13 protein-coding genes are annotated in these 13,463 nt (G+C 71.9%); 7 read left to right on the forward strand and 6 right to left on the reverse strand.

Annotated features, from left to right (window positions below; all coding sequences use genetic code 11):
• The 3 genes from WQ56_RS18695 to WQ56_RS10715 all read right to left on the reverse strand — a co-directional run.
• Window positions 1-940 (reverse strand): IS481 family transposase (locus WQ56_RS18695; RefSeq protein ID WP_156170512.1); only part of this gene is annotated, 940 nt, incomplete at its 3' end.
• A gap of 284 nt (window positions 941-1,224) precedes the next feature.
• On the reverse strand, window positions 1,225-2,250 hold the full coding sequence (locus WQ56_RS10710; protein WP_047137208.1) for an NADP-dependent oxidoreductase: 1,026 nt from the start codon (window positions 2,248-2,250) through the stop codon (window positions 1,225-1,227).
• A 188-nt stretch (window positions 2,251-2,438) separates the two neighbouring features.
• Complete coding sequence (locus tag WQ56_RS10715; protein ID WP_047137111.1) at window positions 2,439-3,389, reverse strand: aldo/keto reductase; 951 nt, start codon at window positions 3,387-3,389, stop codon at window positions 2,439-2,441.
• A gap of 180 nt (window positions 3,390-3,569) precedes the next feature.
• Between WQ56_RS10715 and WQ56_RS10720 the strand changes: the two genes are divergently transcribed.
• The 3 genes from WQ56_RS10720 (at window position 3,570) to WQ56_RS10730 (ending at window position 6,335) form a co-directional block, all read left to right on the forward strand.
• Window positions 3,570-4,421 carry a class I SAM-dependent methyltransferase gene (locus WQ56_RS10720; protein ID WP_047137112.1) on the forward strand — a complete coding sequence of 284 codons (852 nt, stop codon included), beginning with the start codon at window positions 3,570-3,572 and terminating at the stop codon, window positions 4,419-4,421.
• A 106-nt stretch (window positions 4,422-4,527) separates the two neighbouring features.
• A complete protein-coding gene (locus WQ56_RS10725; protein WP_047137113.1) occupies window positions 4,528-5,070 on the forward strand; it encodes a pseudouridine synthase in 543 nt (180 codons plus the stop codon).
• 113 nt (window positions 5,071-5,183) lie between these two features.
• Entirely contained in the window at window positions 5,184-6,335 is a 1,152-nt protein-coding gene (locus WQ56_RS10730; protein WP_047137114.1) for a HAMP domain-containing sensor histidine kinase, read from the forward strand.
• 326 nt (window positions 6,336-6,661) lie between these two features.
• Here the strand turns inward: WQ56_RS10730 and WQ56_RS10735 are convergent, their stop codons facing one another.
• A complete protein-coding gene (locus WQ56_RS10735; RefSeq protein WP_082132347.1) occupies window positions 6,662-8,335 on the reverse strand; it encodes a M28 family peptidase in 1,674 nt (557 codons plus the stop codon).
• 90 nt (window positions 8,336-8,425) lie between these two features.
• Between WQ56_RS10735 and WQ56_RS10740 the strand changes: the two genes are divergently transcribed.
• Window positions 8,426-9,166, forward strand: a complete 741-nt coding sequence (locus tag WQ56_RS10740) for an ABC transporter ATP-binding protein (protein WP_047137115.1) — start codon at window positions 8,426-8,428, stop codon at window positions 9,164-9,166.
• The gene (locus WQ56_RS10745; protein WP_047137116.1) at window positions 9,163-10,638 is read left to right on the forward strand and encodes a glycine betaine ABC transporter substrate-binding protein; all 1,476 of its coding nucleotides are present in this window, start codon (window positions 9,163-9,165) and stop codon (window positions 10,636-10,638) included. The genes WQ56_RS10740 and WQ56_RS10745 overlap by 4 nt, the downstream gene beginning before the upstream one ends.
• A gap of 213 nt (window positions 10,639-10,851) precedes the next feature.
• On the opposite strand, the gene WQ56_RS10750 is transcribed toward WQ56_RS10745, so the two are convergent.
• Together WQ56_RS10750 and WQ56_RS18700 are read right to left on the reverse strand one after the other, a co-directional pair.
• On the reverse strand, window positions 10,852-11,466 hold the full coding sequence (locus WQ56_RS10750; protein ID WP_047137117.1) for a hypothetical protein: 615 nt from the start codon (window positions 11,464-11,466) through the stop codon (window positions 10,852-10,854).
• A gap of 99 nt (window positions 11,467-11,565) precedes the next feature.
• The gene (locus WQ56_RS18700) at window positions 11,566-11,733 is read right to left on the reverse strand and encodes a hypothetical protein (RefSeq protein ID WP_156170506.1); all 168 of its coding nucleotides are present in this window, start codon (window positions 11,731-11,733) and stop codon (window positions 11,566-11,568) included.
• A 799-nt stretch (window positions 11,734-12,532) separates the two neighbouring features.
• On the opposite strand from WQ56_RS18700, the gene WQ56_RS19320 reads away from it, so the two are divergent.
• Both WQ56_RS19320 and WQ56_RS10760 read left to right on the forward strand, forming a co-directional pair.
• The gene (locus tag WQ56_RS19320) at window positions 12,533-13,138 is read left to right on the forward strand and encodes a HipA domain-containing protein (RefSeq protein WP_255350613.1); all 606 of its coding nucleotides are present in this window, start codon (window positions 12,533-12,535) and stop codon (window positions 13,136-13,138) included.
• Window positions 13,119-13,442, forward strand: coding sequence for a helix-turn-helix transcriptional regulator (locus WQ56_RS10760; RefSeq protein WP_047137118.1), 324 nt, complete (start codon window positions 13,119-13,121; stop codon window positions 13,440-13,442). Before WQ56_RS19320 ends, WQ56_RS10760 begins: the two co-directional genes overlap by 20 nt.
• Window positions 13,443-13,463 lie beyond the last annotated feature (21 nt).

Consider the following 13,463-nt stretch of genomic DNA (forward strand, 5'->3'; position numbering starts at 1 on the left):
CGCTAGGGCGATAGCGATCGACCGGCACGCCCATCCCCAGCGCCTCGTGTGGGCGCTGCTGGTTGTAGATGGCCCGCCAGCCATCGAAAGCGCGTTGCGCCTGGGCGAGGTCGATCAGGGGCGTGTGCTGCAGCACTTCGACCTTCAGCGTGCGGTGGAAGCGTTCGTCCTTGCCTTGTGTCTGTGGATGAAACGGCCGCGAATGGCCGACGCGGATTCCTTGCCGCATCAGCCATAGATCGAGTCGGGTGTAGTGGGCGCCATCGGTGCCCCAGGGCGCGCCGTTGTCCATGGTCATCCGCAGCGGCACGCCGTAGCGCCGGAAGGCCGTGGTCAGGTGCCCGATGACGGTATCGCGCGTCTCCTCGCCGCAGGCCTGCAGGACCAAGGCGTAGCGGGAATGGTCATCGAGTACGGTCAGCGGATGACATCGGCCCCGATGCATCGGGACATAGCCCTTGAAGTCCATCTGCCACAGATCGTTGGGCGCCGGGTGCTCGAAGCGCTGCCAAGGCTGGGCTGCCTGGGAGGCGGCAGGCGAGATCAGACCGTGGCGGCGCAGGACGGCATGCACGGTGCTGACGGCTGGCATCGCATGGCCCAGCACCTCCAGCCGACGCGCCAGCTTGCGCGCGCCCCAGGCCGGATGCTGCGTCCGCAACCCCACGATCAAGGCCTCGACCTGCGGCGCGCAGTGCAGCGGCGTGGCATGGGGCCGGCGAGAGCGATCCGATAGCGGCTCACCCGACCGTGCACGCGCCCGCCATTTGTAGCCCGTCGTGGGGCTGATCCCGAATCGGCGACACAACTGCCGAAGGTTGGCGCCATCCCGCAGCGCCAACCGGGTGAACTCCTCACGCAACGTCATCGTCGACACCTCCTGCCACGGCATCGCGCGCTCCTGTCGGACCGAAATGCCGAGCTTGAATGTGTCCACCATGTCCCCGAACACCCGTCCACCATGTGTCCGGTCTATACACTGCGGGGGAGGGTTGGGGTGGGGGCCCGCCGTTGATCGCATGAAACCCAGGACATCACGTCCTGGGTTTTTGGTTTTGGAAACAGGCTTCAGCGCGAGCGTCTGCCCCCTCCCCGGCCCTCCCCCGCACGCGGGGGAGGGAGAACGGCGGCGCGCGGAAGAGGACAACGCAACGCCGGGGCGGGAGGCGGGAGGCGGGAGGCGGGAGGCGCAGGACGCGCGGCGTGGAACAGTCGGACGCAGCCTCAGTCGGCGAGCTTCACGACGAGCTTGCCGAAGTTGCGGCCTTCGAGCATGCCGATGAAGGCCTCGGGAGCGTTTTCCAGGCCTTCGACGACGTCCTCGCGCCAGCGGATGCGGCCGTCGCGCAGCCAGGCGCCCATCTCGCGCAGGAACTCGGGATAGAGCGCGATGAAGTCGCGCTGGATGAAGCCGCGCACGGTCAGGTGGCGGGTCAGGATCAGGCTCATCAGCTGCGAGAGGCGATCGGGGCCGGGCGGCGGGGCGCTGTCGTTGTAGTGCGCGACGAGGCCGCAGACCGGCACGCGAGCGAAGTCGTTGAGCAGCGGCAGCACGGCGTCGAGCACCTTGCCGCCGACGTTCTCGAAGTAGACGTCGATGCCGTCGGGGCACGCGGCCTGCAACTGCGCGGCGAAGTCGTCGGCGCGGTGGTCGAGCGCGACGTCGAAGCCGAGCTCGTCGCGCACGTGCGCGACCTTGTCGGGGCCGCCGGCGATGCCGACCACGCGCGCGCCCTGCAGCTTGGCGATCTGCCCGACGGTCGCGCCGACCGGGCCGCTGGCCGCGGCGACGACCAGCGTCTCGCCGTGCGCGGGCTTGCCGATCTCGCGCAGGCCGGCGTACGCGGTGAACCCGGGCATGCCGTAGACGCCCAGCGCGAGCGACGGCGCGGGGCCGCCCGGGTCGAGCTTGCGGCGCAGACCCTCGCCGTCGACCACGGCATGGGTCTGCCAGCCGGCGTGCGCGAGCACGAGGTCGCCCGGCGACCAGGCCGGATGCAGCGACTCGACCACTTCGGAGACGGTGCCGCCGTCCATGACCTCGCCGATCTCGACCGGCGCGGCGTACGAACGGCCGGCGTTCATGCGGCCGCGCATGTAAGGGTCAAGCGACAACCAGCGGTTGCGCAGCAGCACCTGGCCGTTGCGCGGCGCCGGCAGCGGGGCGCGTTCGACGCGGAAATTGTCGACGGTCGGCGCGCCCGTGGGCCGGGACGCGAGGACGATGCGGGTGGTGACGGGATCGCTCATCGGGACAGACCTATGGACGGTGACGGACAGGGATACCGCAACGCCGTGCACGGCGCCGTCGAAACGGCACGCAGCGGGCCCTGCGGGTCGGGCCGGAGGCACGGATTCGACCGCGACGAGGGGCGCGGCATCGAGCGGGGCGCCGGCGGGCACGCGCGGCAGCGTGTCGAAGCCGCGCGCGGCGATGCTCATCCGGCGCTGGCGCCGTCGAGCGCGGCGATGTCGGCCTTCGACAGCAGCAGCGTGCGCGCGGCGGCCAGCTCGCGCAGCTGGGCGATGCCGGTGGCGCTGACGATCGGGGCGGTGATGCCGGGCCGCGCGATCAACCACGCCAGCGCGACCTGGGCGACGGTCGCGGCGTGGCGGCAGGCGACGTCGTCGAGCGCGCCGAGGATGCGCTTGCCGCGCGGGTTGAGGTACTGCTTGACCACCTGGGCACCGCGCGCGCTGGACTTGGCAGCGTCGGCCTCGCTGCGGTACTTGCCGCTGAGAAAGCCGCTGGCCAGCGAGTAATAGCCGATCACGCCCAGGCCGTGCGCGCGCACCAGCGGCTCGAGCTCGCGTTCGTAGCCGGCGCGGTCATAGAGGTTGTACTGCGGCTGCAGCGTCTCGTAGCGCGGCAGGCCGTGCCGGCGCGAGACCTCCAGCGCCTCGGCCAGCCGCGGGGCGGTGTAGTTGGACGCGCCGATCGCGCGCACCTTGCCCTGTTCGATCAGCCGCGAGAATGCGCCGAGCGTGTCTTCCAGCGGCACCGAGGGGTCGTCCTCGTGGGCCTGGTAGAGGTCGATGACGTCGGTGCCCAGCCGACGCAGCGAGTCCTCGCACGCGGCCTGGATGTTCGCCGGCGACAGGCCGGGGCGCTGCGACCACTTGGCGACCTTGGTGGCGATGGTCACCGCGTCGCGCTTGCCGCTGCGCTGCAGCCACTTGCCGATCAGCGTCTCCGATTCGCCGCCGGCATTGCCGTCGGCCCAGGCCGAGTAGACGTCGGCGGTGTCGACCAGGTCGATGCCCAGCGCGACGCACTCGTCGAGCAGCGCGAACGAGGTCGCCTCGTCGGCGCTCCAGCCGAACACGTTGCCGCCGAACGCCAGCGGCGAGATGCGCAGTCCCGAGGTTCCGAGTTCGCGTTCGGCCATGGTCGAAGATCCCCTGCAGACGAAGAAGCCACCAGCATAGGCAGCAGGCGGCGCCGTGCGCGTGGACGCGCCGCAAAGCAGTGTTCCGGCCGCGCGCGCAAGCCGGTGCGGCGGCAGGCCCGGCGCGCGGCAGCGCGGCTTGTGGCACGCTTGCGCGACCTCGCCACCGGAGTTCCGCCCATGCAACGCAGCTTGTCGTTGTGCGCCGCCGCCCTGCTCGCGCTGACCGCCTGCGGCGGCCCGCAGACCCGGGCCGACACCTCGGCCGACCTCGACGCGGCCAACGTCGCGCGCCTGGATGCGGCGATCGCCGGCGACTGGCGCACGCCCGAGAACGCCGCGCGCGACGGCGCCCGCCACCCACGCGAGACGCTGCGCTTCTTCGGCGTGCGTCCCGGCCAGACGGTGATCGAGATCACGCCCGGCAGCGGCGCGTGGTACACCGAGATCCTGGCGCCGTACCTGCGCGACACCGGCCGCTACGTCGCGGCGGTCGTCGACCCGGCGGCGGTGCCCGCCGGGCGCGGACGCGACTACCAGCAGGCCCAGCACGATGGCCTGCAGGCGCGCTTCGAGCGCGACCCGGCGCACTTCGACCAGGCCCGCATCGTGGCCTACGACCCGGCGGCGCCGCGGCTGGGCCCGGCCGGTTCGGCCGACGTGGTGCTGACGTTCCGCAACGTCCACAACTGGCGCAGCAGCGGCCAGGCCGAGGCGATGTTCAAGGCCTTCCACGAGGTGCTGCGCCCGGGCGGCGTACTCGGCGTCGTCGAGCACCGCGCGCGCACCGACGTGCCCGCCGACGACCGCAGCGGCTACGTCGGCCAGGCCCAGGTGATCGCGCTGGCGCAGGCAGCCGGCTTCCGGGTCGACGGCAGCAGCGAGGTCAACGCCAATCCCCGCGACACGCGCGACCATCCCAACGGCGTGTGGACCCTGCCCCCGTCCAACCGCCACGAGCCGGGCGATGCCGCCCGCTATGCCGCGATCGGCGAAAGCGACCGGATGACGTTGCGCTTCGTGAAGCCCTGACGGGCCGGCGCGGGCCATCGGGATTCGGGATTCGCAACCGCGCCGTCCCGCAGCCTGCGTCGCCCGCGTGCCGTTCCGAATCCCCAATCCCGAATCCCGAATCCCCGTGCTGATCGCCCTCAACAAGCCCTTCGCCGTGCTGTGCCAGTTCACCGACCGCAGCACGCCGCCGCGGGCGACGCTGGCGGGGTTCGGGCTGCCGGCAGGGGTCTATCCGGCCGGGCGGCTGGACCACGACAGCGAGGGCCTGCTGTTGCTGACCGACGACGGGGCGCTGGCGCACCGGATCACCGATCCGCGGCACAAGCTGCCCAAGACCTACCGGGTGCAGGTCGAGGGCGCGCCGACGCCGGCGCAGCTGCAGGCGCTGCGCGACGGCGTGACGCTCAACGACGGCCCGACGCGCCCGGCGCAGGTGGCGCTGCTCGACCCGCCGCCGGCACTGTGGCCGCGCGACCCGCCGGTGCGGGTGCGCAAGACGGTGCCCGACGCGTGGCTGGAACTGACGATCCGCGAAGGGCGCAACCGGCAGGTCCGGCGGATGACCGCGGCGGTCGGGCTGCCGACGCTGCGGCTGGTGCGGGTCGCGATCGGGCGCTGGCGGCTGGACGGGCTCGCACCCGGCCAATGGCGGGCCGAGACCGGCTGAACGGGAAACCGGGGGACATTCGGGCGTCCCTCACGCGGCGTGCATTTCTGTTAACGTCTGCGCCGATTTGGCGCCGATCCGCGCGCCGCCTGCCAGGCTTCCCCCGGAGCTCCATGCCCTACTCCACTCCCGTCAGCGGCCGTATCCTCGTCGTCGACGATCAGCCGGCGAATCTGCGCGTGGTCAGTTCGCTGCTGAGCCGGCATGGCTACGAGGTCACGACCGCCGCCGACGGCGCCGAGGCGCTGGCGCTGCTGGCCGACCTGCGGCCGGACCTGCTGCTGCTCGACATGCTGATGCCGAACATGGACGGCTTCACGCTGCTGGGCGAGATCAAGCAGATTCCCGAACTGCTGCGGCTGCCGGTGGTGTTCCTGACCGTCGCGCAGGATCGCGACCTGCTGCTGCGCGCGTTCGACGCGGGCGCGGTGGACTACGTCACCAAGCCGTTCATGCCCGAGGAACTGCTGGCGCGCGTCAACGCGCACGTCGGACTCAAGCAGACCCGCGACCGGCTCGAGCGCATCGCGCGCGAGCGCCAGGAGCTGGTGAACCTGGTGGCGCACGACCTGAAGAACCCGCTGTCGAGCATCTGGTTCGCCAGCGACATGCTGATCAAGGGCGAGACCAAGCCCGAGCGCGTGCCGCGCTACCACCGGATGATCCACGACAGCGCGGAGGATGCGCTGGGCTACATCCGGCGCTACCTCGAGACCCAGGACACGTCGCGCAAGAGCGAGACGGCCGGCAACACCACCGCGCTGCGCGAGGTCGTCGACTGGCTGGTCGACCGCTACGCGCTGCAGTTCGAGGATCGGGGCGTGGCGCTGCAGACGCGGCTGCCGTCGGCCTCGCCGGTGGTCGCGGTCGACATGCTGGTGCTGCGCCAGGTAGCGGAGAACCTGATCACCAACGCGATCAAGTACGCGCCGACGAGCAACGTCGACATCTCGCTGCGCGGCGGCGGGCCGGGGTTCTGGCAGCTGCTGATCGAGGACCGCGGGCCGGGCATCGCGCGCGACCTGCAGCACGCGCTGTTCCGACCGTTCCAGCGGCTGGCGCACGCGGGCAAGGACGACGGGCGCTCCAGCGGACTGGGGCTGTCGCTGGCCAAGCAGATCATCGTCAACCTCGGCGGACAGCTGTGGTACGAGGACCGCGAGGGCGGCGGCGCGCGCTTCATCATCGAACTGCCGGAAGTCACCGCCGAGCGCCCGCTGCCGGCCGCCGCCAACGACGACGCCCCGTCGCGCGCGCGCGACTGAATTCTGCGCTGCCCCCTCCCGTCGCCGATGGCGCCGACCTCCCCCGCAGGCGGGGGAGGTGATGCGGTCGCCGACCGATTCCGATGCGCCTTCCCCTCCGCATGCAACGGAGGCAGGCGGTCGTTCGGACGCCAAACACCGAAGGCACCATCGCCACGTCTGCGGCAGCGGATTGACGGCCGGTGGCCGCGTCAAGCGCGCCAGGGATGGCGCGCGCCCGAGTCAGGGCAGGATGCCCTGACCGAGGGAAGAGCGGCTTCCGGGCGGCAAGCCGATGCCCATCCGGAGCCATGGCGCTTGGCAGGAGCAGGCGACGGTGTGGCACCTCATTCTTCATCCCCACCCGATGTCGCGAAGCGCGTGCCGAAGACGTCGCCGTCGTTCCAGCGCGGGGCCGCGTCGTCGTCGCCGACGATGCGCGTGATCGCCGCGCTCACGCGGGCCAGGCGGGCGGCGTCGCCGTACTGGATCGGCAGGTCGGCGCGGTCGCAGGGGCGGTGGTAGCAGTTGCGCAGGAACCACGTGGCCGCCACGCGCGGGGCTTGGCCCGCGCTGGCCGGCGCGACGCCGCCGTCGAGGTACAGCGCCGGCACGCCCGCGCGCACGAAGGCGTACTGGTCGCTGCGCACGAACGCCGCTTCCTCGGGGAACGGGTCGGGCGACAGCGCGACGCCGACCTCGGCCGTGGCGCGCTCGGCGGCGGCCTTCAGGCTCGAATGCTCGACGCCGATCGCCACGACGTCGCGCGTGGGCGCGGTGAGGATCGGCATGTCGATGTTGAGGTTGGCGACCGCGCGTCCCACGGCCGGCGGCGGCCGGCGCGCCAGCCAGGTCGCGCCGAGCAGGCCCTGCTCCTCGCCTGTCACCGCGGCGAACACCGTCGAGCGCCGCGGCGCGCGGCCGTTGCGCGCGAGCTCGTGCGCGGCTTCGAGCATGATCGCCACGCCCAGCGCGTTGTCGAGCGCGCCGTTGTGGATGCCCTCGCCGTCGGCGCCCCGCCCCAGGTGGTCGAGGTGCGCGGTGTGCACGACGCTCTCGCCCGCCAGCACCGGATCGCGGCCCGGCAGCCGACCGACGACGTTGTGCGCGTCGAGCGTGTCGATGCGGGTGCGCGCGGCCAGCGTCAGCGTGCCGGGCAGCGCGAACGGCGTCGCAGTACCGGCGCGCGCGGCGTCGGCCAGTTGCGCGGCGGTGCGGGGACCGTCGGCGAACACCAGGTCGGCGGCGGCCGCGGACACGATCGCGGCCGCTTGCAGCGCCGGTCCGCCGTCGAACGCGCGGCCGTCGTCGCCGCGCAGCCGCATCGCCGGCTGCAGCCCGCGCTCGACCGTGCGCGCCCAGGGCGTGCCGGCCTCGTCGGCGGCGGTGTGCACCAGCACCAGCGCGATCGCGCCGCGCGCGGCGACCGCCTCGGCCTTGGTCCGCAGGCTGGCGTGGTGCGCGTACTGGGTGCCGGGAAAGCGGTCGGGCGCGCCGCCGAGCGCGACCGCGATGCGCCCGCGCAGGTCGACGCCGCGGAAGTCGTCGTGGTCGAGCTCGGGCGCATCGATCGCCTGGCCGACGAAGACCGCCGGCGCGGTCGCGTCGCTGCGCCCTCTGGCGAAGTCGGGCAGCGGCAGGAACTGCTCGAACGGGCGCAGCGCGATGCTGCGGCCGCCGCGCCGGACCTCGAGCCGGGCACCGTCGCGTTCGACGCGCGCGCGCAGCAGCGGCACGCGCTGCCGCCAGCCGCCGTCGTCGCCGGCCGGGACCAGACCGATCGCGGCAAAGCGCGCGGCGACGTGGTCGGCGGCCAGCGCGTAGCCGGCGCTGCCGGTGAAGCGGCCTTCCATGCGGTCGTGCGCGAGCGTGCGCACGTCGTCCTCGATGCGGCGGCCGGCCGGCGTGTCGTTCGCGACCGCCGCGGTGGCCGGCATCGCCTCGGCGGGCGCCGGGGCTGGGTCGCGCCCGCAGCCGGGCAGCAGCGCGAGCAGGCAGGCGAGCAGCACGAGACGGGGCATGGTGCGGGTCCGGGCGGGCGACGCGGGACCGTAGCACAGGCCACCGGGGCGGCCGCGGGGCCTGCACGCCGGACCGGTTAGGCTGCTGCGATGTACGACCTGCACCAGGTGCACCGACGCTACGGGCCGGCCGCCGCGCTCGACGGCGTCGACCTGCGCATCGCGCCGGGCGCGACGACCGCGCTGATCGGGCCAAGCGGCGCGGGCAAGTCGACGCTGCTGCGGATGCTGGTGGGCCTGGAATGGCCCGACGCGGGCGAGGTCCGCTTCGACGGCGCGCCGCTGCGCCGCGACGCGCTGCCGGCGCTGCGTCGGCGGATCGGCTATGTGATCCAGGAGGGCGGGCTATTCCCGCATCTCGACGCCGCCGGCAACGTCGCGCTGCTGGCGCGCACGCTGGGCTGGTCGCGCGCGCGGATCCAGGCGCGCACGGCCGAGCTCGCGGCGCTGTGCCAGCTGCCGGCCGATGCGCTGCGGCGCTATCCGGCCGAGCTGTCGGGCGGGCAGCGCCAGCGCGTGGGCCTGATCCGCGCGCTGATGCTCGACCCCGACGTACTGCTGCTCGACGAGCCGCTGGGCGCGCTCGACCCGATCGTGCGCCACGACCTGCAGGCGCAGATGCGTGCGCTGTTCGCGCGCCTGGGCAAGACCGTGGTGCTGGTCACCCACGACATCGCCGAGGCGGTGTGGTTCGCCGACACCGTGGTGCTGCTGCGCGCCGGACGCATCGTGCAGCAGGGCCCGCCGCGCGCGCTGCTCGACGCGCCGGCCGACGACTTCGTGCGGGCCTTCATGCGCGCCCAGCGCAGCGTCGACGAGGCGGTGCGATGAGCGCCTTGCGCGCGGCGCTGACGCTGCTGCTGGGCCTGTTGCTGCCGGCGATCGCCGCCGCGCAGACCGCGACCATCGGCTCGAAGAACTTCACCGAGGGCGTGGTGCTGGGCGAGATCGCGACGCTGGCCGCGCAGCAGGCCGGTGCCGACGCGACGCATCGACGCCAGCTCGGCGGCAGCCGGATCCTGTGGCGCGCACTGCTGGAAGGCGAGATCGACGCCTACGCCGAGTACACCGGCACGCTGGCCGACGAACTGCTGCGGATGCCGCGCGCGCAGCGCCCGGCGCTGGAGGCCGCACTGGCCGAACGCGGGCTGGCGATGACCGCGCCGCTGGGCTTCGACAACAGCTACGCGATCGGCATGCGCCGCGCGCAGGCCGAGGCGCTGGGCATTGCGCGGCTGTCGGACCTGGCCGCGCATCCGCGGCTGCGACTGGGCCTGAGCAACGAGTTCATGTCGCGCGGCGACGGCTGGCCGGGCCTGCGTGCGGCCTACGCGCTGCCGCAGCGGCCCGACGGTCTCGACCACGATCTCGCCTACCGCGCGCTGGCCAGCGGCGCGATCGACGCCACCGACCTGTACGCGACCGATGCCGAGATCCCGCACTACGACCTGGTCGTGCTCGACGACGACCGCGGCTATTTCCCCTCGTACGCGGCGGTCTACCTCTACCGCACGGACCTGGGCGCACGCGCGCCGGCGGTGCTGGCCGCGCTGCAGGGGCTCGCGGGCCGGATCGACGCGGCGACGATGCAGCGGCTCAACGCGCGGGTGAAGCTCGACGGCGACCGCGAGGCGACGGTCGCGGCCGACTGGCTGGGTGTCGCGCCGAGCGAAGGCGATGGGCGTGCGACGCGCATCGCCCGGCGCACCGGCGAGCACCTGGCGCTGGTCGGCATCTCGCTCGGCGCGGCATTGCTGGTCGCGCTGCCGCTGGGCGTGCTTGCCGCACGACGGCCGCGGCTGGGCCAGGCCGTGCTGGCGCTGACCGGCGTGCTGCAGACGCTGCCGTCGCTGGCGGTGTTCGTCTTCATGATCCCGCTGTTCGGCATCGGCGCGGGGCCGGCGATCGCCGCGCTGTTCCTCTACAGCCTGCTGCCGATCGTGCGCAACACGCACGCCGGGCTCACCGGCATCCCGCGCGAGCTGCGCGAGACCGCGGCGGCGATCGGCCTGCCGCCGGCGACGCGGCTGCTGCGCGTTGAACTGCCGCTGGCGCTGCGCACGATCCTGGCGGGCATCAAGACCGCGGCGGTGATCAACGTCGGCACCGCGACGCTCGGCGCGCTGATCGGCGCCGGCGGCTACGGCCAGCCGATCCTCACCGGCATCCGGCTCGACGACCTGGGCCTGATCCTCGAAGGCGCGGTGCCCGCGGCGGTGCTGGCGCTGGCGGTGCAGGGCGTGTTCGAACTCGCCGAACGCGCGCTCACCCCGCGCGGGCTGCGGCTGGCGGCGCGACGCTGACGCTCAACCGGCCCGCAGGCCGAACACGACGACGATCGCCGCGGTCACCGTGCAGGCGCCGAGCACGATCCAGGCGATGTGGTAGACGGCGAGACCACGTAGAACGCATCGCCCGCCAGTGGGTCGCGCACCTGCGCCTGCGGCGGCGCGTCGGGATCGTCGGGCGCGTGTACGCCGCTCAACGCCAAGCGTGCGGCGACGTCTCGACCGTCGTCACAGCAGCATGGTCATTTCGAACAGCGACAGCGCGATCGCCACGCCGATCAGCAGCCACAGCAGCCCGAACAGCGCGATCCACAGCCAGTTGGCCCAGGTGAAGCGCCGGTTGCCCGCGCCGGCCGGATCGCCGCAGGCCGCGTTCGCGGCGCGCTGCATCGCCAGCATCGACCACGCGATCGGCACCAGCGCCAGCAGCGAGACCACGTCGGTGACCGGCGAGCCGATCTCGCGGTCGGCCATGCGCGAGGTCACCGTGCTGCCGATCTGGAACACCACGTAGACGGTGGCCGCCAGCGCAGGCGACCAGGCGCGCACGATGCCGATCGCGCGCAGGCGGTCGTCGATGCGTCGGGCCAGCGCGTGCGCGAAGAACACCGAGAACACCGCGCGCGCGACCGGCCAGATCGTCTCGCCGCCGACGCGCCGCCAGTGGCGCCAATGGGCGTAGAACCAATAGAGCACGTACATGCCGAACGTGACGAAGAACAGCACGCAGAACTTCGTCGCCGAGACGACGTAGAACGGCTGCGCATCGCCGGCGACCGCCGGCGCGGGCGCGACGTGCGCGGTCGGCGGGGCGTAGAGGTTGTCCGTGGGCGCGCCCTGCATCGGCGATGTCCGGTCTCAAGGGGGTCGCGCATGGTAGCGCGCCGCCTGACGACGCCGTCCGCAGCGAGCACTCGGCAGAGCATCCGTGGAGGATCGGAGTCATGTCGTCGCGTCCGGCAGGCACTGCACCCCGGGCGCGAACGCCATGCCATCGCGCGCCGCCTTCTGCTCCCGGCGTGCGCTCCAGCCCACTGCTGAAAGCGTCCGGCGCAGCACCCGGCGCGACCTACCGGGGCGGTCGATGCGCATCGCGGACTGGAAGACCATCGATCGGGGCGTCCTGTGCGAACAGCTGGCGTAAGCCCGATTAGGATCACTTTAGTGGTCTAATTTTTATGTCTTTCTGCTTGAACAATCTACTTTAGTATCCCAGTATCAGAGAATGGATCGAGCTCTACGCCAACGGCACGTGGCACCGTGCGGCGCGGATTGCCGTGAACGGACGATCCGTGCGTTTCGAGTATCTGCCCGACTATGTCTTCGGCCCGCTTGAGCACGCGCCCCCCGTGGCACTTTCGCTGCCGGTCAGCATGGAGATCCACACGTGGTCGGGCGCTCCGGAGACGCCTTTGGCCTTCCTGTGGGACCTGGTTCCGCAAGGCCGCGGTCGCGCGCACCTGGCCGGCCTGCTCGGAGTATCGGACCAGAACGCAACACAGGACCTGTTCCTGGCCCAGCACGGTGCGTTTGCACCCATTGGCCGTCTTCGTCTCGATACCGCAGTCACGTTCTACCAGCGGCAGACCGGCGGCATTCCGGCGGACGGCTTCACGACGCGGGACATGAGCGATCGAACCGATGCATTCCTTGCGCAGCTCGCGTTGCACAACATGCTCGCGGCCGGCACACCCGGTGTGCAGGGGGTAGCCCCGAAGTTCCTGCTGACGCAGGACGAGGACGGGCGTTGGTACCCCGATGTGGCGCTGCCGGATGCGCGCGCGCGTGAACACTGGATCATCAAGCTGCCGCGAGGCCAGGACCCCAGCGATCAGCGGATTCTCCGCCACGAGGCCATCTATCTGCAGGCCGCCGATGCCTGCGGCCTGCGTACGATCGAAGCGCCCGTGTGCAAGGACGGGTGCTGTTCCTGCGCCGTTTCGACCGACAGGTCGGCACCGATGGCGTCGTCCATCGTCTCCATCATGAGACGATGGCGGCACTTGCCGGGCTCCCGGGCTTCAGCCGCAACGCTTCGCTCTTCGCGCTCACCGAACGATTGGCGGACGTGGCATCGAATCCGGCCCGGGCCGTCGCGGAATTCCTGTGCCGGGACGTGCTCAACCGGGCGCTGCGCAACCCGGACAACCATCTTCGCAACACCTCCGTGCAGCAATGTCCGGACGGGACCGTGCAACTGACGCCGCTGTACGACATCGGCCCGATGTATCTCGATCGCGAACTGATCACCCGCACCTGCGACTGGCGTCTGCCCGAGGGCGGAGTGACCGACGACTGGAACGTGATCCTGGAACGGTTGTCGCTGCACGACGACGTCAAAGTGGACGTCGCCATCGCGCTCAGGACCTTCGGCGAAACGCAGCTGCCCAGACTCGCCCAGGAACTGCGCATGCGGGATGCCGATACCGATATCGTCGAGGCGTGCGAGACCACGATCGCGTTTCAGATCGCAAAGCTTCAGGCCATTAGCCCCCATGCAACGCCGACGCCCTGACAGCCAGACCGTCCGCAGGCTCAGGGACGCGCTGGCGACCGACATCGCCTACGGTCGCCTCGAGCTTGCGCAAGCCGTCAAGCGCATGCGCAAGATCAGCGGCTTGACCCAGGTGCAGTTCGCCAAGCATCGCGGCATGAGTCTGCTCACGCTCAAGCGTATCGAGAGCGGCAAGGGAAACCCGACGATCGAGACGCTCGAGAGCGTCGGCAAGCTGTTCGGGCTTCGCGTCGCTTTCGTGCATGCGGATCCCGAAACGACCGCATATTGGCTCGAGCACGGAGACCCGCCCGAAACCGATTGACGAGCGCTGGCCGTACGGTGG

The organism is Luteimonas sp. FCS-9, assembly GCF_001014645.1.
GTDB lineage: Bacteria > Pseudomonadota > Gammaproteobacteria > Xanthomonadales > Xanthomonadaceae > Luteimonas.